General features: G+C 70.9%; 27 protein-coding genes. 15 read left to right on the top strand and 12 right to left on the bottom strand.

Annotated elements, in window-relative coordinates; all coding sequences use genetic code 11:
* Positions 1-291 precede the first annotated feature (291 nt).
* The 10 genes from AMA02S_RS16090 to AMA02S_RS16045 all read right to left on the bottom strand — a co-directional run bounded on the left by AMA02S_RS16090 (position 292) and on the right by AMA02S_RS16045 (position 10,664).
* The gene (locus AMA02S_RS16090; RefSeq protein ID WP_067458586.1) at positions 292-1,599 is read right to left on the bottom strand and encodes a beta-ketoacyl-[acyl-carrier-protein] synthase family protein; all 1,308 of its coding nucleotides are present in this window, start codon (positions 1,597-1,599) and stop codon (positions 292-294) included.
* Between the two features lie 121 nt (positions 1,600-1,720).
* Positions 1,721-1,972, bottom strand: a complete 252-nt coding sequence (locus tag AMA02S_RS16085) for an acyl carrier protein (RefSeq protein ID WP_067458583.1) — start codon at positions 1,970-1,972, stop codon at positions 1,721-1,723.
* A gap of 56 nt (positions 1,973-2,028) precedes the next feature.
* Positions 2,029-2,997: a beta-ketoacyl-ACP synthase III gene (locus tag AMA02S_RS16080; protein WP_067458580.1), complete on the bottom strand. Its 969-nt coding sequence runs from the start codon at positions 2,995-2,997 to the stop codon at positions 2,029-2,031.
* Complete coding sequence (locus tag AMA02S_RS16075) at positions 2,994-3,911, bottom strand: ACP S-malonyltransferase (protein WP_067458577.1); 918 nt, start codon at positions 3,909-3,911, stop codon at positions 2,994-2,996. The genes AMA02S_RS16080 and AMA02S_RS16075 overlap by 4 nt, the downstream gene beginning before the upstream one ends.
* A gap of 92 nt (positions 3,912-4,003) precedes the next feature.
* Positions 4,004-5,185 carry a PucR family transcriptional regulator gene (locus AMA02S_RS16070; protein ID WP_067458574.1) on the bottom strand — a complete coding sequence of 394 codons (1,182 nt, stop codon included), beginning with the start codon at positions 5,183-5,185 and terminating at the stop codon, positions 4,004-4,006.
* Positions 5,186-5,310: 125 nt separating this feature from the next.
* Complete coding sequence (locus tag AMA02S_RS16065; RefSeq protein ID WP_084265194.1) at positions 5,311-6,324, bottom strand: alpha/beta hydrolase; 1,014 nt, start codon at positions 6,322-6,324, stop codon at positions 5,311-5,313.
* Positions 6,325-6,380: 56 nt separating this feature from the next.
* Positions 6,381-7,586, bottom strand: a complete 1,206-nt coding sequence (locus AMA02S_RS16060; protein WP_067458568.1) for an acyltransferase family protein — start codon at positions 7,584-7,586, stop codon at positions 6,381-6,383.
* Positions 7,579-8,592 carry an alpha/beta hydrolase gene (locus AMA02S_RS16055; protein WP_084265193.1) on the bottom strand — a complete coding sequence of 338 codons (1,014 nt, stop codon included), beginning with the start codon at positions 8,590-8,592 and terminating at the stop codon, positions 7,579-7,581. Before AMA02S_RS16055 ends, AMA02S_RS16060 begins: the two co-directional genes overlap by 8 nt.
* Positions 8,593-8,721: 129 nt before the next feature.
* Complete coding sequence (locus AMA02S_RS16050) at positions 8,722-9,387, bottom strand: response regulator (protein ID WP_067458565.1); 666 nt, start codon at positions 9,385-9,387, stop codon at positions 8,722-8,724.
* Complete coding sequence (locus tag AMA02S_RS16045) at positions 9,384-10,664, bottom strand: sensor histidine kinase (protein ID WP_067458562.1); 1,281 nt, start codon at positions 10,662-10,664, stop codon at positions 9,384-9,386. Before AMA02S_RS16045 ends, AMA02S_RS16050 begins: the two co-directional genes overlap by 4 nt.
* An 81-nt stretch (positions 10,665-10,745) precedes the next feature.
* On the opposite strand from AMA02S_RS16045, the gene AMA02S_RS16040 reads away from it, so the two are divergent.
* The 3 genes from AMA02S_RS16040 to AMA02S_RS16030 all read left to right on the top strand — a co-directional run bounded on the left by AMA02S_RS16040 (position 10,746) and on the right by AMA02S_RS16030 (position 13,556).
* Positions 10,746-11,768, top strand: a complete 1,023-nt coding sequence (locus AMA02S_RS16040) for a PHP domain-containing protein (RefSeq protein WP_218004983.1) — start codon at positions 10,746-10,748, stop codon at positions 11,766-11,768.
* Between the two features lie 80 nt (positions 11,769-11,848).
* Positions 11,849-12,805: an alpha/beta fold hydrolase gene (locus AMA02S_RS16035; protein WP_067458558.1), complete on the top strand. Its 957-nt coding sequence runs from the start codon at positions 11,849-11,851 to the stop codon at positions 12,803-12,805.
* Between the two features lie 46 nt (positions 12,806-12,851).
* Positions 12,852-13,556: a helix-turn-helix transcriptional regulator gene (locus AMA02S_RS16030; protein WP_067458555.1), complete on the top strand. Its 705-nt coding sequence runs from the start codon at positions 12,852-12,854 to the stop codon at positions 13,554-13,556.
* Positions 13,557-13,627: 71 nt separating this feature from the next.
* Here the strand turns inward: AMA02S_RS16030 and AMA02S_RS16025 are convergent, their stop codons facing one another.
* Positions 13,628-15,220 (bottom strand): alkaline phosphatase D family protein, encoded by a 1,593-nt coding sequence (locus AMA02S_RS16025; RefSeq protein ID WP_067458552.1) that lies wholly within the window; start codon positions 15,218-15,220, stop codon positions 13,628-13,630.
* 130 nt (positions 15,221-15,350) lie between these two features.
* On the opposite strand from AMA02S_RS16025, the gene AMA02S_RS16020 reads away from it, so the two are divergent.
* The 5 genes from AMA02S_RS16020 (at position 15,351) to AMA02S_RS16000 (ending at position 18,520) form a co-directional block, all read left to right on the top strand.
* Positions 15,351-15,737, top strand: coding sequence for an ATP-binding protein (locus AMA02S_RS16020; RefSeq protein WP_157430605.1), 387 nt, complete (start codon positions 15,351-15,353; stop codon positions 15,735-15,737).
* Positions 15,734-16,105, top strand: coding sequence for a VOC family protein (locus AMA02S_RS16015; protein WP_067458546.1), 372 nt, complete (start codon positions 15,734-15,736; stop codon positions 16,103-16,105). The genes AMA02S_RS16020 and AMA02S_RS16015 overlap by 4 nt, the downstream gene beginning before the upstream one ends.
* A 242-nt stretch (positions 16,106-16,347) precedes the next feature.
* Entirely contained in the window at positions 16,348-17,340 is a 993-nt protein-coding gene (locus AMA02S_RS41770; protein ID WP_067458543.1) for an SRPBCC family protein, read from the top strand.
* Positions 17,341-17,344: 4 nt separating this feature from the next.
* On the top strand, positions 17,345-18,244 hold the full coding sequence (locus AMA02S_RS44700; protein ID WP_067458540.1) for a hypothetical protein: 900 nt from the start codon (positions 17,345-17,347) through the stop codon (positions 18,242-18,244).
* Between the two features lie 12 nt (positions 18,245-18,256).
* Entirely contained in the window at positions 18,257-18,520 is a 264-nt protein-coding gene (locus AMA02S_RS16000; protein ID WP_067458537.1) for a hypothetical protein, read from the top strand.
* A gap of 368 nt (positions 18,521-18,888) precedes the next feature.
* Here the strand turns inward: AMA02S_RS16000 and aceE are convergent, their stop codons facing one another.
* Positions 18,889-21,678, bottom strand: a complete 2,790-nt coding sequence (gene aceE / locus AMA02S_RS15995; RefSeq protein WP_067458533.1) for a pyruvate dehydrogenase (acetyl-transferring), homodimeric type — start codon at positions 21,676-21,678, stop codon at positions 18,889-18,891.
* Between the two features lie 314 nt (positions 21,679-21,992).
* On the opposite strand from aceE, the gene AMA02S_RS15990 reads away from it, so the two are divergent.
* The 7 genes from AMA02S_RS15990 (at position 21,993) to AMA02S_RS43270 (ending at position 25,994) form a co-directional block, all read left to right on the top strand.
* Complete coding sequence (locus AMA02S_RS15990) at positions 21,993-22,190, top strand: DUF1918 domain-containing protein (protein ID WP_067458530.1); 198 nt, start codon at positions 21,993-21,995, stop codon at positions 22,188-22,190.
* Between the two features lie 129 nt (positions 22,191-22,319).
* A complete protein-coding gene (locus tag AMA02S_RS15985; RefSeq protein ID WP_067458527.1) occupies positions 22,320-22,727 on the top strand; it encodes a YjbQ family protein in 408 nt (135 codons plus the stop codon).
* A gap of 243 nt (positions 22,728-22,970) precedes the next feature.
* Positions 22,971-23,399 (top strand): DUF3052 domain-containing protein, encoded by a 429-nt coding sequence (locus AMA02S_RS15980; protein WP_067458524.1) that lies wholly within the window; start codon positions 22,971-22,973, stop codon positions 23,397-23,399.
* Between the two features lie 142 nt (positions 23,400-23,541).
* Complete coding sequence (locus AMA02S_RS15975; protein ID WP_067458521.1) at positions 23,542-24,000, top strand: peroxiredoxin; 459 nt, start codon at positions 23,542-23,544, stop codon at positions 23,998-24,000.
* A 56-nt stretch (positions 24,001-24,056) separates the two neighbouring features.
* Positions 24,057-24,386 (top strand): hypothetical protein, encoded by a 330-nt coding sequence (locus AMA02S_RS15970; RefSeq protein ID WP_067458518.1) that lies wholly within the window; start codon positions 24,057-24,059, stop codon positions 24,384-24,386.
* A 73-nt stretch (positions 24,387-24,459) separates the two neighbouring features.
* Positions 24,460-25,518: a potassium channel family protein gene (locus tag AMA02S_RS15965; RefSeq protein ID WP_067458515.1), complete on the top strand. Its 1,059-nt coding sequence runs from the start codon at positions 24,460-24,462 to the stop codon at positions 25,516-25,518.
* A gap of 326 nt (positions 25,519-25,844) precedes the next feature.
* Positions 25,845-25,994, top strand: coding sequence for a hypothetical protein (locus AMA02S_RS43270; RefSeq protein ID WP_174550963.1), 150 nt, complete (start codon positions 25,845-25,847; stop codon positions 25,992-25,994).
* Positions 25,995-26,094: the final 100 nt, after the last annotated feature.

Raw genomic sequence — 26,094 nt, 5'->3', positions numbered from 1 at the left:
GGGGGCTCGCCTGGCGGCTCGCCCCCTTGACCGTGCTTGGGCGACCGCGTCATCGCTTCGCGATCTTCCCAGTGGGGCTCGCCTGACCCGGGGTGCGCTTCTGTGACTCCAGAGAGGGATGCGGTGTGGATGGCGGCAGCCAAGCCGCAGCGGGTGGCGGTCACCCCTACGGCGCGCCCGCCAGCCTGCCGATGGCGTGACGGCTCCTGACCGGCGCGGGTGCCGGACCCGGCCCCGGCCGCCGAGAACGGTCACGTCGGGAGCGCCCTAGGGGGCGCGATCCGAGGAAGCTCAGACGGCTCGCTGGAAGGCGACCGACACGTTGTGGCCGCCGAAGCCGAACGAGTTGTTGAGCGCCGCGGCGGGGCCGTCCTTGAGCCTGCGCGGCTCGCCCCGGGCGATGTCCAGGTCGACCTCGTCGTCGAGGTCCTCCAGGTTGGCGACCGGGGGGACGAGCCCGTCCCGCAGCGTGAGGATGGTGAAGATCGACTCCAGGGCCCCGGCGCCGCCGAGCAGGTGCCCGGTCATCGACTTGGTCGCGGTGATGATCACCTTGCTGGCGGCGTCCTCGCCGAGCCCGGCCTTGATCGAGGCGAGTTCGGCCACGTCGCCGGCCGGGGTGGAGGTGGCGTGGGCGTTAATGTGCACGATGTCGGAGGGGTCCAGCTCGGCGTCGGCGAGGGCCCGCCGCATGGCCTTGGCCTGGCCGGCGCCGCTCGGGTCGGGCAGCACGATGTCGTAGGCGTCGCCGGAGTAGCCGCAGCCGGCGGCGATGCCGTGGATCTGTGCCCCGCGCGCCCGCGCGTGCTCCTCCGACTCCAGGATCATGACGGCCGCGCCCTCACCGAGCACGAAGCCGTCGCGGTTCTTGTCGTAGGGACGGGACGCACGCTCGGGCTCCTCGTTACGGGTCGACATCGCGCGCATGGCGCCGAACGAGGCCATCTGCAGCGGGTGTATGCACGATTCGGTGCCCCCGCAGATGATGACGTCGGCGCGGCCCGCGCGGATCATGTCGATGGCGTAGCCGACCGCCTCGCCGCTGGAGGCGCAGGCGCTGACCAGGGCGTGCGAACCGGCCATCGCGCCGAACTCGATGCCGACGTGCCCGGAGGCGCCGTTCGGCATCAGCATCGGCACGGTGAAGGGCGAGACCCGTGACCAGCCCTTCTCCCGGTAGACGTCATAGCTGTTGAGCGCGGTGTGCAGGCCGCCGATGCCGCTGGACAGCACGACGCCGAGGCGCTCACCGTCCACGGCGAATCCGCCGTCGACGCCGGCCGCCTCCTCGCCCTTCTTGGGTCTGCGGGTGGCGGGCGGGGCGAACCCGGCGCTCGTCCATGCCTCCCGCGCCGCGATCAGCGCGATGGCCTGGTTGCGGTCGAGCTTGCGCAACTGCTGCTTCGGCATCACCTCGGACGGGTCGACCGCCAGCGTGGCGGCGAACCGCACCGGCAGGTTCTCGACGCCCTCCCACGTCAGCGTGCGGATACCGGACTTGCCGGCGAGCAGGGCCGACCATGTCGACGGCAGGTCTCCGCCGAGCGGGGTCGTGGCCCCGAAACCGGTCACGACGACTTTGGTCTTGCTCGTGCTCATACGTGCTGCTCCTTGCGAACGGGGAGGGAGTGGGCATGGCGCGCCGCGCCGCCGGAACGGTCCGGCGGGCCCCCGGACCGGCAGGCCCGTGCCGGCCGGGGCGGCGCGCCGTCCCCGCTGATCAGCCCTGAAGCTTCTGGACGAAGTTGATGACGTCCTGGACCGTCTTGAGGTTGCGCAGCTCGTCGTCGGGGATCTCGACGCCGAACTGGTCCTGCGCGGACACCGCGATCTCCACCATCGACAGCGAGTCGATGTCGAGGTCGTCGATGAAGTTCTTCTCCGGGGTGACCTCCGCCTTGTCGATACCGACGATCTCGTCGATGATCTCGGCGAGGCCGTCCAGGATCTGCTGTTCGGTGGCGACTGCCATGGTGCGGGTTCTCCTTCAGTGGGTTGGTCCAGAGCTCTGGATGCAGGCGCGCCGGCCTACGGGATCTGGATGACTTGGGCGGCGTAGGACAGCCCGGCGCCGAACCCGACCAGCAGGGCCGGGGCTCCGGACGGCACGTCGCCGCGCTCGATCATGTGGGACAGGGCCAGCGGGATGGATGCTCCCGAGGTGTTGCCCGAGTGGACGATGTCGTCGGCGATCACGGCGTTGGTGGCCTTCACCCGGCGGGCGATGGCCTCGATGATCCGCAGATTGGCCTGGTGCGGGACGATCGCGGCGAGGTCCTCGGGGGCGATGCCCGCGCGCTCGCACGCCTCCCGCGCGATGGGTGCGATGGCGGTGGTCGCCCAGCGGAAGACCGCCTGCCCCTCCTGCCGGATGAACGAGTGCCGGTCATCGATGATGATCTTGTCGAAGCCGTCGCCGGCGCTGCCCCACACCACCGGGCCGATGCCCGGCGCGTCGCTGCCGGTGACCACCGCCGCGCCCGCGCCGTCGGCGAAGATGATGCATGTGGAGCGGTCCGTCCAGTCGATCCACTGCGACATCTTCTCCGAGCCGATCACCAGCACGTTGCGGGCGCTCCCAGCCCGGACGGCGGCGTCGGCGGTGGCGAGGGCGTAACAGAAGCCGGCGCAGGCGGCGTTGATGTCGAACGCGCCGGGCGCGTCGATGCCGAGGCGGTGCGCGACGGCGGGCGCATGGCCCGGCATCGGCGACTCCGCCGAGCAGGTGGCGAGGATGACCAGGTCGATGTCGGACGGGGCGAGCCCGCTGCCGGCGAGGGCCTTGCCGCCGGCGTGCACGCCGAGCTCCACGATCCCCTCGTCGTCGCCGGCGATACGGCGCTCGGCGATGCCGACCCGGCTGCGGATCCACTCGTCGTTGGTGTCGACGGTCTCCGACAGTTCGTCGTTGGTGAGGATCCGGGCGGGCTGGTAGTCGCCGAACGCGAGGATGCGGGCCCCGGCGGTCGCGGCGGGGATGCGCAGTGCGGCGGTCATGACGTGTGCGCCCCGATCAGCTCGCGTGCCTTGTCGAGGTCGGCCGGGGTCTTGAGGGCGACCCGCTCGATGTCCTTGAGCTCGCGGCGGGCGAGTCCCGTCAGCGTCCCGGCGGGCGGGAGCTCGATGATCGCGGTGACGCCGTCCTCCCGCATCGTCTGCATGCACGCGTCCCAGCGGACGGGCGCGCTGACCTGCTCGACGATCCGGGCGACGAAGTCGGAACCGGAGCCGACGGCGGCGCCGTCGCGGTTCTGCAGGAGCCTGGTCCGGGGGTCGGCGACGCGGACTCCCGGCGTGAGCCGGCGCAGCGTGTCGACCGCGGGGGTCATGTGCTCAGTGTGGAACGCGCCGGCGACCGCCAGGGACCGCAGCCGCGCACCGGCGGGCGGCTCTTCGGCGAAGGCGGCCAGCTGTTCGGTCGTACCGGCGGCCACGATCTGGCCCGCGCCGTTGACGTTGGCGGGGGTGAGCCCGTGCTTGTCGATGGCGGCGAGGACCTCGTCGGGGTCGCCGCCGAGCACGGCGGTCATCCCGGTCTGGGTGACGGCGGCGGCCTCGGCCATCGCCCGCCCCCGCTCCCGGACGAGCACCAGCGCGGACTCGGGGGACAGCACCCCGGCGATCGCGGCGGCCGACAGCTCTCCGACGCTGTGCCCGGCGACCACATCCGGGAGGGCGTCACCGGGGTAGAGCGCCTCGTATGCGGCGAGTGCGGCGGCGACCAGCAGCGGCTGCGCGATCGCGGTGTCGCGGATCTCCTCGGCGTCCGCGGTCGTCCCATACCGGACCAGGTCGAGTCCCGTGACGGCCGACCACCAGGCCAGGCGGTCGGCGACTCCGGGTATCTCTAGCCATGGCTGCAAGAAGCCGGGGGTCTGGGCGCCCTGGCCGGGCGATGCGAGGAGGATCACAGCGTCCAGCTTGCCGGTTGGGGCCCCCCGTGCCGATGCGGAACAGCACGAACTTTGGTCACGAGGGTTTGTACGAGACCTACAAGCGGCCCTTACCCGCGACCCGTCCGGGTGCCGAACCGGCCGAGGACCAGGGCGATCCGCAGGGTGAACGCGTTGCGGCCGTCCGTGGGGGCGAGGCCGGTGAGCTCGGTCACGCGTCGGAGCCGGTAGCGGACGGTGTTGGGATGGACGAACAGCAACCGGGCCGTCGCCTCCAGTGAGGATCCCTGTTCGAGATAGGTGGTGAGGGTGTCGAGCAGGGGGGCACCGGCGGCGAGCATGGGGTTGTAGACACCCTCCACCAAATGCCGGCGGGCGTCGTCGTCGCCGTCCAGGGCTCGTTCGGGCAGCAGTTCCGTGGCCAGGACGGGGCGCGGCGCGTCGGGCCAGCCGACGGCGGCGCGGAGCCCGGCGACGGCGGCCTGCGCGGACCGGGTCGAGTCGTAGAGGTCGCCGACCTGCGGGCCGACGACGACGGGCCCGGGGCCGCACTTGGCGGCGATCGGGCGGGCCGCCTCCAGGGGGTCGGTGTCGCCGCCGACGATGACGATGACGCGGCGTCCCTGGACGCCTGCCAGCACGTCGGCGCGCGCGCGGCGGGCGGCCAACTGCATCTGGTCGATGGTGACCTCGGGCTCCTCGTCCTCGGGCGTGAACCCGGCGATGACGGTGACGGGCTTGGACGTCCAGCCGAGGGCGGCCGCCCAGGAGTGCATGCCGTCGTCGACCTCGCCGCGCAGCACCGCGTTCACCACGAGGGCCTCCAGGCGGGCGTCCCAGGCGGCGCGCGTCTCGGCGGCGCGGGCGTAGACCTGGGCGGCGCCGAACGCGACGTCCCGCGTGTAGCGCAGGATGGCCTCGCGTAGCTGCGCCTCACCGCCGGGCGCGGCGAGCTCGTCGAGCCGGGTCTCTACCACGTCGATGATCACGCGGATCATGTCGATGGTGTGCTGGAGTTTGATGGAGCGCAGCAGCTCCCGGGGCGCGGTGCCGAACACCTCGCCGGCGATGGCGGGGCGGGTCTGCTCGCTGCTCTTGAACCATTCCACGAACGCGGCGATACCGGCCTGGGCGACCAGGCCGATCCAGGAGCGCTGGTCGGCGGGCATGCGCCGGAACCAGGGCAGCTGCTCCTCCATGCTGCTGAGCGCCGCGGTGCCGAACGTGCCCATCGCCTTCTCCAGACGCTGGGTGGTCTGCTCTCGGATTTCGGCCTCGTTCGCGGTATCCACCTCCCCAGAGTGCCATTACCTGGGCGATGACCCGTCCCAGAGTGCGCCGATCAAGGGTTTGTGCGGGAGCGGGGAAAGGCGTGCCCGCCTGGGATCCGGCGCCGGACCTGGCCTCTACCGGACGGTCAGCCGGGTGTGACCTCGTCGGGGTCGCCCAGCGCTATGCGGGTGAGGTTGCCGAGCGAGGGCGAGCCGGGCAGCAGGTAGTCGCTGTGGCCGCCGGTGCCCGCGTCGAAGACCCGGGCGCCGAAATCACGCGATACCGGGTCGGGCCCGAGGCCGAGGCCGAAGATGCGGACGTGGGGGACGTCCTCCATCCAGTCGGAGGCGCCCCGTCCGGCCCAGACGCGTGCCGTGCCGCCCAGCTTGGAGGCCGACCAGGCGGTGGTTCCCGGGCTGCCGAAGAGCGCGATGTCGGTGACCTTCTGCCAGGCTCCTCCGTCGTTGCTGGTGCGCGCCAAAGCAGCTCGTCCGCAGACGACGGAACCGTAGCTGTGACAGAGCAGGCCCACCTGCGCGCCTGGGTTCGCCTGGTGCAGTCCGGCCAGGAATTGCCGTAGCCGCACCGCGCCTTGGGCGGCTCTCTCGTCGGTGAGGACGTCGCTGCTGAACGTCTTGGGCGAGGCATAACCGAGCCAGGCCACCACGGCCAGCCCCGGACGTGGCGTCAGGGAGCCGGCTTGCGCGTAGACGGCTCGCGCGCCCCCGCCTGGCGTTGACCACGGCTTGCTGGACCGGTCGTCGAACGCCGTCAGTGTCGTGTCGGCCCCCGGGACGAGCACCGCCACGCGGCGCGCGCGTGTGAGATCGCCGATGACCTCGACGGCCTGTCCGCGTCCACGTGGGTCGAAGTAGAGGAACCGCCTGCCGGGTTTCAGGAACGCGCCGAGTGCGCGCTGCCGGTCGTCGTCGCCGATCGCCTGCGCCGTCTTGAGCGCCTGCTCGATGGAGCGGCGCTCGGCGGTGTAGCGGGCGTCCAGTGTGGACGGCGCCATCGACGGGACGGGGACGGGCGCGGCGTACGGGTCCGCGTGCCCGGTCCCGGCGGTGGTCAGCATGATTCCGGAGATGGTCACGGCGCAGGCCAGGGCCCGCCTGAGTCGTCGGGAGCGCGGCGAGGTCGTCTTGCGTGGCGGCATCGTCCGTCTTTCTACCATCCGAGATCGTCCGGCGGGTGCCGGGTGACCTTCCGGAATCAGGGGGTCGCTTGTGAGATGTCCCGGGTGGTGACGGAGTTCGGCCGAGCCTGCGCCGATGCCGCCGTCCTCTTCCTCGCCGTTCTTCCGGTGCGTTCGAACCTGTGGGTGACGGCCCCGATCCCGGCCAGTACCGCACCGAAGACGACCAGCCAGGGCAGCCGCCGCACGACCCATTCCGGCTGGTCGGGTGGCGTGTGCAGCCCTGGCAGGCTGCCCACGGCGAGGAACGTTGCGACCGTGACTGTGAGCAGCGCGGTCTGATGCCACAGGAAGATCGTCATGGCCGAGCGGTTGGCCGCCGAGACGGCACGCCACGCCCGGGCGTGCCGGGTCCACCGGGTCAGGGGGCCGTGCAGCAGCAGCGCCAGGCCCGTCTGGGCGAGTCCGAACGCGACAGCCGCGAGCGTGGGCGGGCTGAGGTTGGAGACGGCCGCGCCCGGCACGCCGACCATGCTCGCGGGATACCCGGCGAAGACGATCAGCAGCGCCGTCGCGGTGCCGCCGCCCGCGAGCAGCGCGAGTCCGGTGCGGCGGCCTCTCAAACCCCCGTCCGCCCAGCCGATGCCGAGATAGAACGGCACAAGCCAGCCGGTCAGGACGGTCGCCCAGCCGATCCAGCCCGGCGCGCCGAGCGCGAACCGTCCCACGTCGATCGCGGCGGTCGCCCCGACCAGGAGGACGGCACCCCAAAAGCCGAGCCGGTTCCAGACGGCCGCGAGTGCGGGGGCGAGGGCCGTCAGGACGACGTACACGCAAAGGAACCACAGTGGGCTCAGCACCAGCGTCATCAGCGAGTACAGGCCAGCCGGTGTGAAGCCGGCCAGGCTGAGGAGGGCGGTGGCCGGGATCCAGGCCAGCAGCAGGACGGGCAGGGGCCGCGCCAGCCGGGCGAGGCGCCGTCGAAGCCGGGCGCCCTGTGGTTCGTCCGGGCGCAGGCCCCTCGCGGCCGAGTACCCGCCGACCAGGAAGAACACCGACAAGGTCTGGAGCACCCACGAGATCGGGGCCAGTCCGGGCATCGCGGCGAGCGGGCTGGTGACACGCAGGTCGTCCGCGCCGCCGGGCAGGACGAGTGCCGTGACCAGCCAGTGGCCGAGGACGACCCCGAGGATCGCGCAGGCCCGGAGCACGTCCACCGCGCGGTCCCGCTCGCGCGGCGCGCCGGCCGCCCGGCCGCCCTCGCCCCACACGGTGTCACGCACGGGTGACCTCCCGGTCGCGGCCGAGGGCGATCAGGGCGAGGTTGCGGAGCGCGACGGACCCGGGCTTCAGGTAGCCGCTATGCGGACCCGACCCGGCATCGAAGCGCAGGGCACCGAACGTCCGGGACACCGGGTCCGCGCCGAAACCGAGCCCCAGAAGGCGGACGTTCGGAACGAACCGCGTCCAGTCGCCGCGGGCCCGTCCCGCCCAGACATGCGCCGTGGTCCCGAGATCGGACGCGTCGCGTTTGGTGGTGCCGGGGCTGCCGAACAGGGCGATCTCGTCCACCGGCAAGGGGGCGAGCCGGCGGGCGGCCTTGCCGCACACCACCGATCCGTAGCTGTGGCAGAGCAGCGCGAACCGGGCGTGCCCGTTGACCCTGTGTACGCCGGTGAGCAGCTGGTCGAGGCCCCGCGCGCCGGACGTGGCACGGCTCCCGGTGAGGACGCCCGCGCTCGTGATGGACGGCGCGTCGTAGCCGAGCCAGGCGATCACGGCGAGCCGGGTGCCCGGTGCCTTTGCGCGGCCCCGTCGGTTCGGTGCTCGATCGTCCAGTGCCTGATCGTCCAGTGCCTGATCGTCCAGTGCCTGCTGGTACAGCGCGCGGCTGCCACCGCCCACGAACTTGGCGGAGTCGTAGGTGGAGAGGGTGTTGTCCGCGCCGGGCACGACGACCGCGACCCGGTCGGCGCGCACCAGGTCGCCGAACACCTCGACGGCCCGGCCGTGGCCGCGCGCATCGAACGACAGGAACCGGCGTCCGGGGGAGAGGAACGCAGACAGGATCCGGGTGCGGTCACCATCGTGCAGCCGTTCCGCCGTGGCGCGTGCGCGGACGATCTCCCGGCTCGCCGCCTGATAGCGGGCGCCGAGGGTGGCGGCCGACAGCTCCGGCGCCGGGGCCGGCGCGGAGTACCGCTCGGTGTGCACCGTGGCCGCGCTCGTCGAACCGGCCGCCATCAGCACGGCGGAACCGGCGAGGGCCATGCGGAGACGGCTGCGCATCGGACGTCCTTCCTGGTCAGTGGCATCAAGCACTGACTAGGAAGGTAGAAATCGGACGCTGTACCGCAGATCAACCGACGGTGCGGTCTTCTCCCGTACGCCCGCGGTACTACACGCTGTCCTCCGGTATCAGTCGCCCGGCCGGACCAGCCCCACCTCGTAGGCGTAGACGATCGCCTGCGGCCGGTCCCGCAGCCCGAGCTTCATCAAGACCCGCCCGAAATGTGTCTTGACGGTCTGCTCGGCGACCACGAGCCGCGCCGCGATCTCGCCGTTGGACAGCCCGCGCGCCACGAGCGTGAGCACCTCGGTCTCCCGCTCGGTCAGCTCGTCCAGCCGCTTGCGGTGCGGCGCCCGCGGCGCCCCCAGCCGGGAGAACTCGGCGATCAGCCGCCGGGTGATCGACGGGGACAGCAGCGCGTCGCCCGAGGCCACGACGCGGACCGCGTCGGCGAGCTCGGTGGCGGAGGCGTCCTTCAGCAGGAACCCGCTGGCCCCCGCCCGCAGCGCCTCGTAGACGTAGTCGTCCAGGTCGAACGTGGTCAGCATCAGGATCTTCGGCGCGCCGTCCGCCGCGTCCGCGAGGAGCCGGCGGGCGGCCTCCAGGCCGTCCATCACCGGCATCCGCACGTCCATCAGCACCACGTCCGGACGCAGTTCGGCGACGCGGCGCAACCCCTCCTCGCCGTTGACGGCCTCGCCGACCACCTCGATGTCGGGCTGGGCGTTCAGCAGCACGCCGAACCCGGTCCGCACCATGCCCTGATCGTCGACGATCACGACCCGGACCGTCATGTCGCGCTCACCGGCAGGGTGGCGGTCACGGCGAATCCCCCCTCTGACGTGGGCCCCGCGGTGAGCTCCCCGCCCAGTGCCGCGGCCCGCTCCCGCATCCCGACCAGCCCGTGCCCGCCGCCCGGCGGGGACGGCGTCGGGACCTGGCCCTCCCCGGAAGGGCCGTTGACGACGCCGAGCCACACTAGTGCGTCCTCGCGAGCCACCTCGATGTCCACGCGCGATCCGGGCGCGTGCCGCATCGCGTTGCTCAGCGCCTCCTGCAGGATCCGGAACGCACTGAGGCCGACGCCCTGCGGGAGCCCGGCGAGATCTCCCTTCAGCCGCGTCGAGACGCGCAACCCGGCGCCGCGCGCGTTGCCGACCAGCTCCTCCAGCCGGTCCAGGCTCGGCTGCGGGGCGGTTTCCGCGCCGTCCTCCGAACGCAGCACACCGAGGATCCGCCGCATCTCGGTCAGCGCGTCCAGCGCCGTCGCGCGGATCTCGGCGAGGTCCCGGCGCGTCACCTCCGGCACCGACTCGACCTTGTAGGGCGCCGCCTCCGCCTGGATCGCGATCATCGACATATGGTGCGCGACGACGTCGTGCAGCTCCCGCGCGATCCGCTGCCGCTCGGTCAGCACCGCCTCGGCGTCCAGGTGCCGCCGCTCCTGCTCGGCCAGCTCGCGCCGCGACGTCTGCCGCACCCGGACGGCGTAGCCCACCACCAGGGGAAGCAGCAGCAGCACCGACGCGCCCGGCGCGCTCTCGGCGTCCTTGATCCAGACCCCGGCGAAGGACAGGATCCCGACGCCGAGCGTGACGTCCCGGGAGCAGCGCACCGCCACCGTGTACAGGCACACGATCGCGGCGAACGCCCCCGCGGGCACGTACGGGACGGTCAGCCAGTCGCCCACGTCGAACAGCAGCGTCGCCGCGAACGCCATCCGCCACGCGCCGAGCGGATGCCGGTCGCGCAGCGCCAGCGGTGCGACCACCGCGACGGCGATCAGCAGCTCGGTGCTCTCGGACACCTCGATGCCCCGCCGCGCGGTCTCGGTGTTCAGCAGCGACACCGTCCCGGCGATCAACCCGACCGTCAGCGCGAGCCCGAACAGGTTCACCACCACGCCGTACGGCAGCCGTCCGACCCCGATGTACCGCGTCCAGCGCAGGAAGAAGGGCCAGGGCCGCCGCAGCGGCGCCGGGTCGGCACGTCCGGTCACGGCGGCGGCCAGGATCACGTCCCGCAGCAGGGTCCGCAGCAGCTTCGGCTCCCCGGTGTTCTCGCTGGCCATGTGACCAGGCTAGAGAAGCCCCGGCCCGCCCGGATGACCCTGTGGTGCGACGCGTCCGTCATACCTGGGTACGGTCGTGGCGTGGAGCCCGTCGAAGCCCTGCGCCGGATCGCCTTCCTCCTGGAGCGCGCGCACGAGCCGACCTACCGCGTGCGCGCCTTCCGCAGCGCCGCCGACCTCGCCGAACGCACGCCCCCGGATGATCTCGCCGCCCGCGCCCGCGAGGGCACGCTGACCGCGCTCCCCGGAATCGGGAAGGTCACCGCCGTGGTGATCGAGGAGGCGCTGCGCGGCGAGACCCCCGTCTACCTGCGCCGCCTTGAGGCCACGGAGGGCGAGCCTCTGGACGAGGCCACCACCGCCCTCCGCACGGCCCTGCGCGGCGATCTGCACACCCACAGCGACTGGTCGGACGGCGGCTCCCCGATCCGGGAGATGGCCGAGACCGCCCGCTCGCTCGGCCACGACTACATCGCGCTCACCGACCACTCGCCGCGGCTGAAGGTCGCCAACGGGCTGTCCGCCGACCGGCTCCGCCGCCAGCTCGACGTGGTCGCCGAACTGAACGCGGACCTCGCGCCCTTCCGCGTCCTCACCGGCATCGAGGTCGACATCCTGGAGGACGGCGCCCTCGACCAGGACCCCGACCTCCTCGATCGGCTCGACATCGTCGTCGCCAGCGTCCACTCCCAGCTCCGCATGGACCGCGTGGCCATGACCAAGCGCATGGTCACCGCCATCGCGAACCCGCGCGTGAACGTCCTCGGCCACTGCACCGGACGCATCGTCAAGGCGGGCGGCAAGCGCGGTGGCCTGCGTCCCGAGTCGGAGTTCGACGCCGCCCTCGTCTTCGACGCCTGCGCCGCCTACAACGTCGCGGTGGAGATCAACTCCCGTCCCGAACGGCTCGACCCGCCGAAGCGGCTGCTCCGCCTCGCCGTCGAGACGGGCTGCCACTTCGCCATCGACTCCGACGCCCACGCCCCCGGCCAGCTCGACTGGCAACCGCACGGCTGTGAACGCGCCGCCCGCTGCGGGGTCCCCGCCGCCCAGATCGTCAACACCCTCCCGCCCGACGATCTCCTCGCATGGTCCCGCGGCTGAGCCGGTAATCCACCACGCACCGCCTCCGCAGGGCTAGCGTTGGGGCGCACGGCTTCCCTCGACCGGCTGAGGTGGTTCCGATGACCGAGATCACGCATCGCTTCGTCCAGTCGGCGAGCGGGTTGCGCACGCACGTCGCCGAAGCCGGCGAAGGCCCCCTCGTCCTGCTGCTGCACGGGTTCCCCGAATGCTGGTACTCCTGGCGCCACCAGCTCACCGCGCTCGCCGACGCCGGCTTCCACGCCGTCGCGCCCGACCAGCGCGGCTACGCCCGGACCGGCGGCCCCGCCGACGCCGGGCAGTACACCATCCTGCACCTGGTGGGGGATGTCGTCGGGCTGATCGACGCCCTCGGCGAGGAGCGCGCCGTCGTCGCCGGGCACGACTGGGGTGCCCCCGTCGCCTGGGCCACCGCGCAGATGCGCCCCGACAAGGTCCGCGGCGTGATCGCGCTGTCCATCCCGCACCGCCCCCGCGGCGACGCCCCGCCCATCGAGACCATGCGCCGGCAGATCAGCGACGACTTCTACATGGTCTACTTCCAACAGCCGGACGTCCCGGAAGCGGAGTTCGACCGCGACCACGCCGCGACCTTCCGCCGCCTGTTGTACGCCGGGTCCGGCGACGCGCCCGGCCTGATGCCGATCATCCCGGAAGGCGGCGGCTTCCTGGACCTCTGCCCCGAGCCGGACAAGCTCCCTGACTGGTTCAGCGCGGACGACGTCGCCGCCTACGCCGCCGAGTACGCGGGCAGCGGCTTTACCGGACCGCTCAACTGGTACCGCAACCTCGACCGTAACTGGGACCTCACCGCCGCCTGGCACCGTGCCCGGGTCGGCCCGCCCGCCCTGTACATCGCCGGCGACCGCGACGCCAGCGCCAACGCGCCCGGCGCTCACGAGACCATCGCGCGCATGCCCGAACGCGTCCCCAACCTCCGCGAGACCCTCTGGCTGTCCGGATGCGGACACTGGACCCAGCAGGAGCGCCCGGCCGAGGTCAACGACGCGATGATCGGCTTCCTCCGCGCCCTCTGAACGTCCGCGCCCGCTGAATGTCGCAGGCGGGGCGTACGGTCGCCGGGTGAATCGCACCGACCGCTTGTACGCCCTGGTGGAGGAACTGCGGGCGTGCGCGCCGCGCCGTGTCAGCGCCCGGGAGTTGGCCGCGCTGTACGAGGTGAGCGTCCGCACCATCGAGCGCGACATCGGTGCCCTCCAGCAGGCCGGTGTGCCGATCTACGCGGACGTGGGCCGTGGCGGCGGCTACACCCTCGACAAGAGCCGCACGCTGCCGCCGCTCAACTTCACCCCCGCCGAAGCGGTCGCCGTCGCGATCACCCTCGCCCGCGCGGGCGGCTCCCCGTTCTCCCGCTCCGCCCGCACCGCCCTCCACAAGATCGTCGCAGCGATGTCGGCGGGCGACGGCGCCTCCGCCCGCGAACTGGCCGAACGCATCCGCTTCATCACCCCTCCGGACGCGGGCGAGCCCGCCTCGGTGCCCGCCGTCCTGGAGGAGGCCGTGGCGGCTCGGCGCGTCGTCCGGCTCGGCTACGTCGATGCGGCCGGCCTGGAGACCGAGCGGGACGTCGAGCCCGTCGCGTTCACGGCGGTGTCCCTGCGCTGGTACTTCATCGGCTGGTGCCGGCTGCGCGGCGAGGCCCGCGTGTTCCGCATCGACCGCGTCCGCCGCGCCGCGCTGCTGGAGGAGCCCGCCCCCGAACGCCGCTTCGAAGACCTCCCACCAGGCCCGCCCGACCACATCGTCCAGCCCCTGGAGTTCGTCTGACGCGCAAGGCGTTCTGCCCGGTGGCCCTCACCTGCCCTCCGGGGCGTCGGCCTGCGTGGCCCGGGCCGAGGTCAGGCGGGCTGGACGCCTGGGCGGCGGTCTTCCACGACGAAGGAGGCACGCGTGGTCACGGGTGCGCCGGGCCGCTGGACGTACGGCAGGACGCGGAAGTCGCTGCGCCACCGTTCACGGTCGATGTCCACCCGCACGTAGCCTCGCTGCGAGTTGAAGAACTTCATGTGCGGGTTGGCCGCCAGGAACGCCCGGCCTTCGTTGGTCATGTCGGACCCGTCCCCGCCCCTGGTCACGGAGGTACCGACGAACTCGCTGGCGACCGTCGGCGAATCGGTCTCGTTGAAGTCCCGCTTGAGGTCGCATGCGTAGTTCTGGTGGCGGTCACCGGTGATGACGACCAGGTTGTGCACCCCACGGTCCTGCGCCGCGCCGAGCACGGCGGCCCGGTCGGCGGCATACCCGTCCCACGGGTCCATCGCCAGACTCTTCCCGGCCCCCGGGTCCCAGTCTGTCTCGGTCATCGGCGCCTGGTTGCCGAGGACGTGCCAGCGGGAGCCGGACGAGCGGAAGCCCTCCAGCAGCCACTCGCGCTGTCGGCCACCGAGGATCGTCCGGTCCGGGTCGAGCCGCTCGTCGCAGTCCGCGACCGGCCCGCGCCCGCCGCACGCCTGGATGTCCCGATGCCCCCTGGTGTCGATCATGGTGAAGGTCGCCAGCCGCCCGTACGGCACGCGCCGGTGCAGCCGCATGTCCGGCCCGTTCGGCAGCTGGGCCCGGCGCAGCGGCAGGTTCTCGTAGAAGGCCTGGAACGCGGCGGCCTTGCGCGCGGCGAACCGCTCCGGCGGCGGGTTGGGGTCGCGGCCCACGATGACCGTGTCTCCGGCCCAGTCGTTGACGACCTCGTGGTCGTCCAGCGTCACGATCCACGGGCAGCGGGCATGCGCCTTCCGTAGCGGCGCCTCGGCCTTGTAGAGCGAGTACTGGAGCCGGTAGCGGGCCAGGTCCATGGCCTCGGTGCCGAACTGCGGCGGCACCTGGACGCCGCGCAGATTCGAGTTCGTGATCTCGGTCTCGTAGATGTAGTCGCCTAGGTGGACGACCAGTTCGATGTCCTCGTCCGCGATGTGGTCGTACGCCGTGTAGTACCCGTCCCCCCAAGCCTGGCAGGAGGCGAAGGCGAACCGGAGACTGCGGGGGTCGGCCGCCGCCGGGTGCATTGTTTTCGTGCGACCCGTCGGGGAGATCTGACCGCCCACGCGAAACCGGTAGAAGTACTCGCGACCGGGCTGAAGCCCGTGGATCTCCGGGTGTACGGAATGCCCGAGCTTCGGCGTCGCCACCGCGGCCCCGCGCCGGACGACATGCCGGAATCTCTCGTCCCGCGTCACCTCGTACTCCACCTTGACCGGCCGGTCCGGCATGCCCGCCTTGCCATCGGGCGCGAACGGGTCGGGCGCCAGCCGCGTCCACAGGACGAAGCCGTCCGGCGACGGATCGCCCGAGGCGATCCCCAGTGTGAACAGCTCCTCGCTCTCGGCGAACGCGCGGGTGCCAGGCGCACCCCACGCGCCAGTGCCGAGCACCATCGCAGTGGCCGTCACCCCGCCGAACCCAAGAAACCTGCGCCGCGACACGCCCGCCAGCCCCATGGTGCCCTCCCGGCCAAGATCGACTAGCAATCAGCCAATCACCGGGCCAGGACCGACGTCGATAACCAGTGGGTGATCACCGCGTTTCAGCCCGTACCAACGCATACGAATGCTCTTCATCCTGCGGGACATGCGGCCCGCCGGCCATCCGGGCCTGGACGACCGGGTGACCGCCGGCAGTGAGGTTGTCGGCAACGCCAGCGCCCACACGGCCTCTGGAGACGGCGGCCGGGTGACGGTCACCCTGCTGACGGGCGGGGGCCTCTATCGCCTGGCGGCCGCGGACGACGGGGCGGGCGGCAGGCGACCGTACGTCAAGGCGGAGGATGGCGCCGAGGGCGGGCGCGGGATGCGGATCGTCGAGGCCCTGTCGAGGCGGTGGGGATTCCGGGCGGACGGCTACCGCACCGTCGTTCGGGAGTGCCGCTTCGGGAACTCGTCTGGAAACTCCGACAGAGGGTTGTCGCCGAAGCCTCCGAAGCTGGTGCCGACAGCGCGCAAGAAGGAGAATCGATGACCGTTCCCGCTTTCAACACCGTGACCTGGTTCCAGGTGGGCACCGACGCCCCGGCGGAGGCCCGGCGCTTCTACGGCGACCTTTTCGGGTGGCAGTTCGCCGTCGACCCGGACGAGGACGGCTACGACCTGATCAGCTACCCGGGCGATGACGTTCCGAAGGGCGGCGTCTCCCACCACACTGATCCGTCCGAGAACCATGCGATGTTCCTGGTGATGGTCGAGGACGTGGACGCGACCTGCGCTCGTACCGAGCAGTCGGGCGGCAAGGTCGCCGTCCCCGCCGTGACCACCGTCAACGGCCTCCGGTTCGCCTATGTGGAGGATCCGTCCGGCAACCGCTTCGGCGTCTTCAAGCCCGCTCCCTGACCCGACGCGAGTGAAGGGCCCCGATCTGTCGGGGCCCTTCGTCATGCGCGGGCATTGAACACAGAAGGTCTGGTAGATCGTTATTTCCGCTGGTCAGAGGCCATTTTCCAGGTTTCGTGCCGGTGCTTTGCGCTATGTCACCACAGACATGCGGGCCTTGCGCCCGCCGGATGAGCGGACGCACGAGGCTCGACACCGGCACCGGACGTGCCGGATCAGCGCCACGAGGCGAAGTGATAACCATGGTTCAGACAGACACCCCGGACACGGACACGGGCCGCAAGAACGGTTCCGGTCAGGACGCGCCAGAGGGGCTTCCTGTCGGCGAGCTCAAAAAGGCCGGGCAAGAACTCTTGCAGGCGTTGGTGGTGAAGGTACTCGGTTCGGCCAGCGGCAAGATGCAGGGCATGACCCAGCGGCTGACCGATGTCGCGGAGAAGAGCGATAGCGCGGGGGTGAAGGCCGCCGCCGCGGGTGCCGAGAAGCTCGCCGAGGGCGAGTCCCCGCTCAAGGCCGGACTCAAGGCGGGCACGACCGGCGCCAAGGAGACGATCAAGGGGGCCGTCGGGTCCAAGGGAGAGGGCGCGAAGGGCAGCAAGGGCGCCAAGGGCGGCGAAGCCAAGGGCATCAACATCATCGAGGAATTCGATGTCGGGTTGCCGCTCCGAGTCGTCTACGACCAGTGGACCCAGTTCGCCGACTATCCGAGTTTCACCAAGAAGGTGGAGAGCGTCGAACAGGAGTCGGACGAGAAGATCAACTGGCGGGCGAAGATCTTCCTGTCCCACCGCGACTGGGAGTCCACGATCATCGAGCAGGTCCCAGACAAGAGGATCGTGTGGATGTCCAAGGGCGCCAAGGGGTACGTCGACGGTGCTGTGACGTTCCATGAGCTGGCTCCCACGATGACGCGGGTCCTGCTCGTCGCCGAGTACTACCCGAGTGGGTTCTTTGAGAAGACCGCGAACCTGTGGCGGGCCCAGGGACGCCGCCTCCGCCTGGAGTACAAGAACATCAAGCGCCACATGATGACCCAAACGATCCTGGAGCAGGACGAGGTCGAAGGGTGGCGCGGCGAGATTCGCGACGGCGAGGTCGTCAAGACGCACGAAGAGGTGCTCAAGGAGGAGCAGGACAAGGGCGAAGACAAGGAGAAAGAGACGACGGCAGAAGCACCCGAGGACGAGAACGGCCCTGAGCCGGAGAAGGAGAGCGATAACCGAGAAGACACCTGACCAGGTGCCGGACAGATCTCAGGCTCCGGCGGCGGGGGAGAAGCGGACGCCGTCCGCCGAAGGGCCGGACGTTCACCTCGACGTTCCGCTGCTCAAGGTGGACGAGATCTCCCTTGAGGTGGCGGACCTTGAGGCGCATGTGTCCCTGGTCGCCCAGGTGCTCGACCTGCTCAGGCTGAACGTCGGCGCTGACGTGTTCCTCGGCAGGGTCAAACTGGACATCAGGGGTGTCGAGGCGCAGGCGCTGCTGGATGTCCGGTTGAACAACGTCGCCGAGATCGTCGATCGGGTCCTGACCACGCTCGATCGCAATCCGGAGATCCTCCAGCATGTCGGACGCGGGGTGGAGGCGGCGGCGCGTGGCATTGGAACCGGGGCCGGTGAGGCGGTGCGTGAGGTCGGCCGGGGTACCGGTGGCGCGGTTCAGGAGGTTGGCCGGGGCGCGGGTGGCGCGGTTCAGGACGTCGGCCGGGGGGCCGGCGGCGCGGTTCAGGACGTCGGCAGGGGAGCCGGTGGCGCGGTCGAGGGCGTCGGTCGCGGTGCTGGGGGCGCGGTCCAGGAGGTCGGCAAGGGCACTGGCCACGCTGTCGAGGGCGTCGGCGAGGGCGCGGGCGGTGCGGTCGGGGACGCGGGCGCGGCCGTCGAAGGTGTGGGCACTGGCACAGGTCAGGCCGTCGGAGGAGCAGCAGAAGGCGCCGGTAAGGCCACTCAGGGAGAGGGGGAAGGCGCCGGAGGGACCGCTGGGGGAGCGGATGGCGACAGCGGCGACAGCGAGACGTCCGGTGGCGGGGGAACGGACGAGGCGGACCCGGACGACGTGGGAGCGGTTCGGAGCGCCCTGCGCGAGACCGAGGAGTCAGTCCGTGGGCTGGGACGGGCCTTGTTCCAGAAGGTCACCAAGTAGAGGTGGACGATCATGAGCCGCGAGTATCCAGGGCGGGACACACGCAAGTCGGCGGACATCCTCATCGAGGCCCACGTGAAGGCCGACGAACTGCGATTCGACGCAGTCCCGGACACCTCGGTGGAGTTCACGGGGGACGCCGGTGACGAATCGGCGTCGGGGAGCGCCAGAAAGAACCTCCCCGACGAGGTGGCGGAGCACGTCACCTACCGCGACGTCCAGATCGACTACGCGATCGCGGCGAAGCTGACGGTGGACGAGGCCGAAGGCCAGTAAGGCCTGAGCCGACGCGACCGAAAGGGCCCCGAGATCCTCGGGGCCCTTCGCGGTTCGAGGTGTCCGGTGGGGATCGCGGCCTACACCTCCGCGATCACTTCCGTGAGCACCCCTGCGGTCGTTACCTCAGCGGTCGACCACCTGAGCGTTGCGATCGCGTCCGAAGGCAGTTCCGAGCCTGCGAGGAACTGATCGCGAAGCGAGCCCCCAGGCGAGTCGAAAGCGATGCAGCGATCGCCGCAGTGCCCGCTGAAGAGAGGGCCGCCAAGGCCCGACCGCCGAGGGATCTGCAATCAACACAGCGATCGCCGCAGCGCCCGCTGAAGAGAGGGCCGCCAGGGCCCGACCGCCGAGGGCACTGCAATAGATCACGCGTCACCGCCCGTGTTGCTTTCGGCGCTGCCCACCCCGCCGGCGAAGACGTCGCTGACCGGGGCGTCGAGCCGGTAGCGCTCGATCGCCTGCTGGAGCGTCTCCGGCTTGACCTCGCCGTTGCGGGCGAGGCGGGTCAGGACGGCGAGGACGATCGACGCCGCGTCCACGTGGAAGAAGCGGCGGGCGGCGGCGCGGGTGTCGGAGAAGCCGTAGCCGTCGGTGCCGAGCGAGGAGAAGTCCCCGTGGACCCAGGGGGCGATCTGGTCGGGTACCGCGCGCATGTAGTCCGATACCGCGACGATCGGGCCGGGCACGCTGTCCAGTGCCCGGGTGACGTAGGGGACGCGCTGTTCGGAGTCGGGGTTCAGCAGGTTCCACTCGTCGCAGTCGCGGGCCTCGCGGGCCAGTTCGTTCCAGGAGGTCGCCGACCACACGTCGGCGGCGACGCCCCAGTCCTCGGCGAGGAGGCGCTGGGCCTCCAGGGCCCACCGGCCGCCGACGCCGGAGGCGAGGATCTGCGCCTGGGGCGCCTGCCCGTTGCCGGAGGCGACCTCGGGGGCGCCCTTGTAGCGGTACAGGCCCTTGAGGAGGCCGTCGACGTCCACCCCGTCGGGCTCGGCGGGCTGCTGGTAGGGCTCGTTGTAGACCGTGAGGTAGTAGAAGATGTCCTCGCCGGTCGGGTGCTCCTCCGATGAGCCGTACATGCGGCGCAGGGCGTCCTGGACGATGTGGGCGAGTTCGAACGCCCACGTCGGGTCGTAGTGGACGCAGGCCGGGTTGCTCGCCGCGAGGAGCGGGGAGTGGCCGTCGGCGTGCTGGAGGCCTTCCCCGGTGAGGGTGGTGCGGCCGGCGGTGGCGCCGAGGAGGAATCCGCGGCCCATCTGGTCGCCGAGCGCCCACATCTGGTCGCCGGTCCGCTGGAACCCGAACATCGAGTAGAAGATGTAGACCGGGATCATGTGCTCGCCGTGCGTGGCGTACGAGGTGGCCGCCGCGATCGTGGAGGCCATCGAGCCGGCCTCGCTGATGCCCTCGTGCAGCATCTGGCCCTGCTCGGACTCCTTGTAGGACAGCAGGAGCTTGCGGTCGACCGCGTCGTAGGTCTGCCCGTGCGGCGAGTAGATCTTTGACGTGGGGAACAGCGAGTCCATACCGAACGTCCGGTACTCGTCCGGGGCGATCGGGACAAAGCGGGCGCCGAGGTTCCCGTCCTTGATCAGGTCTTTCAGCAGCCGGACGAACGCCATGGTGGTGGCGATGTTCTGCTTGCCGGACCCCTTCTTCAGCTCGGCGTAGACCGAGTCGCCGGGAAGGGTGAGCGGTTTGGCCCTGACGACCCGCTTCGGCAGGAAGCCGCCGAGGGCCGCGCGGCGCTCGCGCATGTACTGGATCTCGTCGGAGTCCTCGCCCGGGTGGTAGTAGGGCGGGAGGGGCGCCTCCAGGGCCGAGTCGGGAATGTCCAGGTAGAGCCGGTCCCGGAACTCCTTCAGCTCGGCCTTGGTGAGCTTCTTCATCTGGTGGGTGGCGTTGCGGGCCTCGAAGTCGGAGCCGAGCGTCCAGCCCTTGATGGTGTGCGCGAGGATCACGGTCGGCTGCCCGACGTGCTCGCGGGCGGACTTGAACGCCGCGTACACCTTGCGGTAGTCGTGCCCGCCGCGCGACAGCTTGCGCAGGTCGTCGTCGTCCAGATGCTGGACGATCTTGCGCAGCCGGGGATCGGCGCCGAAGAACTTCTCCCGGATGTACTCGCCGGACTCGACGGTGAAGGTCTGGAACTGGCCGTCGGGCGTGGTGTTCATCTGGTTGACCAGCACGCCGTCGACGTCCTGGGCGAGCAGCGGGTCCCAGTCGCGGCCCCAGATGACCTTGATGACGTTCCAGCCGGCGCCGCGGAAGAAGGACTCCAGCTCTTGAATGATCTTGCCGTTGCCGCGGACCGGCCCGTCCAGCTGCTGGAGGTTGCAGTTGACGACGAAGGTGAGGTTGTCGAGCTCCTCGCGGGCGGCGAGGCCGATCGCGCCGAGCGATTCCGGCTCGCCCATCTCGCCGTCGCCCAGGAACGCCCACACGTGCGAGCGGGACGTGTCCTTGATCTTGCGGTTGTAGAGGTAGCGGTTGAACCGGGCCTGGTAGACCGAGTCGATCGCGGTCAGGCCCATGGACACCGTGGGGAATTCCCAGAAGTCCGGCATCAGCCGCGGGTGCGGGTAGGACGACAGGCCGCCGCCGGGGTGCGAGTGCTCCTGCCGGAACCCGTCGAGCTTGTCGCCGGGGAGGCGCCCTTCGAGGTAGGCGCGGGCGTAGATGCCGGGCGCGGCGTGGCCCTGGATGAAGACCTGGTCGCCCGACTCGCCGTGGTCCTTGCCGCGGAAGAAGTGGTTGAAGCCGACCTCGTACAGCGACGCGGCGGAGGCATAGGTGGCGATGTGCCCGCCGACGCCCAGTTCCGGGCGGTTCGCTCGCGACACCATGATCGCAGCGTTCCAGCGGATGTAGGCGCGGATGCGCCGCTCCACGTGCTCGTCACCGGGGAACCAGGGCTCGGACTCCGGCGGGATCGTGTTGATGAAGTCGGTGCTGCGCAGGCCGGGCACCCCGACCTGTTGCTCGCGCGCCCGCTCCAGGAGCCTGAGCATCACATAGCGTGCCCTGCCGCGGCCCTCGGTCTTGATGACCGTGTCCAGCGATTCCAGCCACTCCCGAGTCTCGTCCGGGTTGATGTCCGGAAGCTGGCTCGGCAGGCCGTCGCTGATGATCGAAAAGCGTTGACGTCCGGAAGCCACGGGTTCCCCTCTGTGCTTGCCGTCTTTGCTGGTGAGACCCGTGGCGCCCCGGTGGGGCACCGCCGGTCTCCGGCATGACTGTTCGTCGCCTCATTCGTGATCCATCGTCGCCGTTTATGACGGCTAACGCATCTCTACCAACCGGTAACCATTCTCCCCGGTCAGCCGGGGTACCGGACCCCCGAGGACGGATTTTTCGGGCCGCGGACGGGATTGCTCTCGACGGCACGCCCCGGACGTATGAAGGTGGGAACAACAGCACCATGCCCGATAGGTCCCGTCCTATGACGGGCCGAAGCGAGCTTGGGGGAGTCATGAACGCGAACATCGGAGACCGACTGCACGTCCACGGCAACGTGGTGGGCCAGGTCGACCGGCAGGGCGAGATCATCGAGGTGCGGGGCCCCGACGGCGGACCGCCGTACCTCGTCCGCTTCGACGACGGGCACGAGACCCTCGTGTACCCGGGCCCGGATGCCGTCATCGAGCCTGCCGAAGGCGTCGCAGGCTAGGGCCTGTCGCACGATCACGGCCAGGCGGGCGAGCCGCAGGGCGCGCCCGCTCGGCCCGGGACGGCACGAGTACGCCGGGGATTGCAACAAGCACGCGTCCGCCGGCGCGGATCGGGTACACCAGCGATCATGGAGAGCACCGTGGTCCGGGTGGCCACCGGTTCGCAGGAGGTCGTGCATGACATCACGGCCGAGTGCGAGCGTTTCGCCACGTCCGCGGGTGGGGACGGGCTCTTGCATGTGTTCGTTCCGCACGCGACCGCCGGTGTGGCGATCATCGAGCTCGGGGCCGGGAGCGACGAGGACCTGCTCGCTGCCCTCGGTGACCTGCTGCCGGCCGACGACCGTTGGCGGCACGCGCACGGCTCCCGCGGGCACGGCCGCTCGCACGTGATGCCCGCGCTCATCGCGCCTTTCGCGACCGTTCCCGTCCTGGGCGGCCGGCTCGCCCTCGGGACGTGGCAGTCGGTGGCCCTGGTCGATCTCAACGTCGACAATCCCGACCGGCAGGTCAGGTTGTCGCTGCTTAAGGGATAGGCGTGGATTGTTTAAGGGATGAGCGTGGAATGTCACCCTCTGTGGGCGTCCGATGACGGCTGCATCCGTAATCGGGCCAATGAGGCCACCAAAAGCCGGGAAGACACTTGCGCGAGGGGCCCCCACTTGTGTGGACTGTCCCGCAAACACCGCACTGGTGTGGGCGGGCCACCCCGTCCCGGGGGCCCGGAAACGCACCGTGCATCGGGCACCGTGCGGATTGACGACCATGGGAGGACTTTCGTGAGCGCGACCGCGGGTCAGGCGCAGTCTGAGCGCAGCCTGGCCGAACGGCTCGGCCTTAAGGCGGGCCAGGTGGTGCAGGAGATCGGCTACGACGACGATGTCGACGAGGAGCTTCGCGGCTCCGTCGAGACCGTCACGGGGAGCGAGCTGGTCGACGAGGACTACGAGGACGTGGTCGACATCGTGCTGCTGTGGTGGCGCGAAGAGGACGGCGACCTGTTCGAGGGCCTGACCGACGCCATGTTCCCGCTCACCGCGGGCGGCACCATCTGGTTGCTGACGCCCAAGGCGGGCCGGGACGGGCATGTGGAGCCGAGCGACATCGGCGAGGCCGCCCAGACGGCCGGGCTGTCGCAGACGAGCAGCATCAGTGCCGCCAAGGAGTGGTCCGGCACGCGCCTCGTCGCGCCCAAGGTCCGCAAGTAGCCCGCGGGCTCCTTCGGCCGGATGGGGAACGCCCCCACCCCGGCCGCGGTCCGGCGTGTCCGGATGGCAGACTGGGGCGCGTCCCCACGCCCGTGGGGGCCACCGTCCCCCGCCGCGGGCGGGGACAACCGCGGGAGAGGCATTGGCGGTCGAGGTAGGCGATATCGCACCGGACTTCGAGCTGAAGGACCAGCACGGGACCCCGGTGAGGCTGTCGGGCTTCCGTGGCGACAAGAACGTCGTCCTGGTGTTCTACCCGCTGGCGTTCAGCGGCGTGTGCACGGGCGAGCTGTGCCAGATCCGTGACGAGCTCCCCACGCTGGGTGGCGAGGACGTCCAGGTCCTGGCCGTCTCCGTCGACTCGATGTTCGCCCTGCGCGCCTGGGCCGAGCAGGAGAGGTACGAGTTCCCGCTGCTGTCGGACTTCTGGCCGCACGGCGGGACGGCGCAGCGCTACGGCGTGTTCGACGCGGAACGGGGCCTCGCCACGCGGGGCACCTTCATCATCGACACGCAGGGCGTCGTCCGCTGGAAGGTCGAGAACGCCATCCCGGACGCACGCGACTTCGGCGAGTACCGCAAGGCGCTCGCCGAACTCTGAGCGAACCGGACCGATGCCGGGCGAACGGCACCGGTCCCCGCACCTCTGGAGGTGTGATGCCCTGCTTCCGCTGCGGGGCGCGGCAGACCGACCCGGTGCGCGGCGCGAGCCCGTGGAAGCGCGGCGTCCGGGCCGACCACCAGGTCCTGGTCTGCCCTGACTGCCAGGCCGCCCGCGACTGGGCGGCCGACCTGGACCGGTGCGCGTCCTGCGGCTCGGCGGCCCTGGTATGCCGGCTCGGCGAGGTGGAGTGCCGCGACTGCGGGCACACCCGCGACGCCGTCCGGGACGACCCGCCGTTGGTGCGTTCCGGAGCCGCGCAGGCCGACGGGCTGTCGGAGGAGGTGGCCGCGGCCCTGAGTCGCGTCCTGCGGCGCGGCCCCTGAGGGTGTCCGGCTTCGGCCACCAAGGGCCGAACGATCCTTGACGTGGGATTTCCTGTCCTGACACGCTGCGCGGATGCCGATCGTGCTCATGCGCCTCGTCCACCGCATCGCCGCGCGGTCCTGGCGTGCGCCCGCGCTGGTGCTGGTGGCGGCGTTCGTGGCGGGCTGGGCGCTGATCGCCGTGTTCGAGGCGCCCGGCGCGAAGATCAAGAAGCCGCACGAGTACCTCTGGTACTTCTTCGTCAGCGGCACCACCACGGGGTACGGCGACCTTTTCCCCACCTCGCCCGGGGGCCGGCTCGGCGGCGCGATCGTGATCATGGCGGGGCTCACCGCGGGGCTCGTGCTGTTCGCCGAGCTGACGCTGTGGATGGCGAAGGGCAGGACAATGAAGGCCAACGGCCAGGCTCAGCTGCATCACCGTCGGCACGTCGTGACCGTCGGCTACAACAGGGACGGCCTGCGCGCCATCATCGGCCAGCTCCGCGCCGACCCGGAGTACGCCAGAACGAAGATCGTCACGATTTTCTGGTCGGACGAGCTGACCGGTGAGAACCCCGATCCGGACCTGTACGACGTGGTCGCCTTCGACGACACCGCGTTCGAGCGCGCCTGCCTCCAGGACGCCCGCACGGTGGTCGTCGTCGGCCACACCGATGACGAGACCGTCCGGGTGATGCTTCATGTGGTCGCCTACCTGCGCCGTCACGGCGAGCCGCCCGTCCACCTCCTGGCGGGTGTCCACGACGGCGGGCGCCGCGCCGAGATCACCGAGGCGCTCGGCCTGATCGGCTCGGACATCGAACCGGTCGACATCGACGATCCCGCGATCGTCGCCGTCGCCATCCGCAATCCGGGCGTCGCCTCGATCTACCACAACCTCGCCAGCACCCTGGACGCCGACTCCACCCTGTTCCGCGTGGACATCCCCGCCGACGCCGGCGAGTGGTCCCGCCTCGACCTGGCGATCCATCTCCTGCAGAACGGCAGTACCCTGCTGGCCGTGGGCGAGTCGCACCGCCCCAACGCGCGTTTCCGCCTCGCGGCGAGACCTGACGAGACCATCCGAGGCGGCCAGTCCCTGGCCGTCGTCTCCGAGTCCCGTCCGGCGATCCCCTGGCACGAGATCTGAGGGCCAGGAGGACGCCCCGCGCTGGAGCGCCCTCCTGGCCGCCGCGACGCGCGGCCCAGGGCACAGGTCCGCAAGACCCCGGGGCCTCCCCGCGCGTCCGCGGGGCTCCCTGTACGGCGACGATCATCCTTTCCGTCCCATGACACTGCGCAGGCCATCTCGTCAGTGTTGCCTTGCCGCCCTGCCATCCTTCGTCCCGCGGAGTTCGGTTTTCGCACAGTAGGGCAAGACGCGCCATGGTTCTTCCCCCATCAGGGGAGACCAGGGGTGAAATATGGCGAACAACGAGCCACTGATGGGTAGCTCTCGGTCGTTATCGTGCCGGAATGGGAGTTCCCGTACGTGTCGTCCCGGTGGACGGCCGCGAGAGGGTCCTCGCCGGGTTGCGGGCGATGCCGGCCGGGTTCGCGGGGCAGGTGCGCGTGGTCGGGCAGGCGGAGGCCATGATCTCGATTCCGGGCCGCCGCCGGCTGTGACCGACCGGGGCCGCGGCCACCGCGACGGACCTTCTTGACCAGGTCGCAAAGGGGCTGCTAGCTTTGCCGCATCCTGGAATAGCATTCCGTATGACGGAAA

The sequence above is a fragment of the Actinomadura macra NBRC 14102 genome (assembly GCF_001552215.1).
GTDB classification, from domain to species: domain Bacteria; phylum Actinomycetota; class Actinomycetes; order Streptosporangiales; family Streptosporangiaceae; genus Spirillospora; species Spirillospora macra.
The sequence above is the reverse complement of the archived record's forward strand: the minus strand, read 5'-3'. Positions and strand labels throughout refer to the sequence as shown.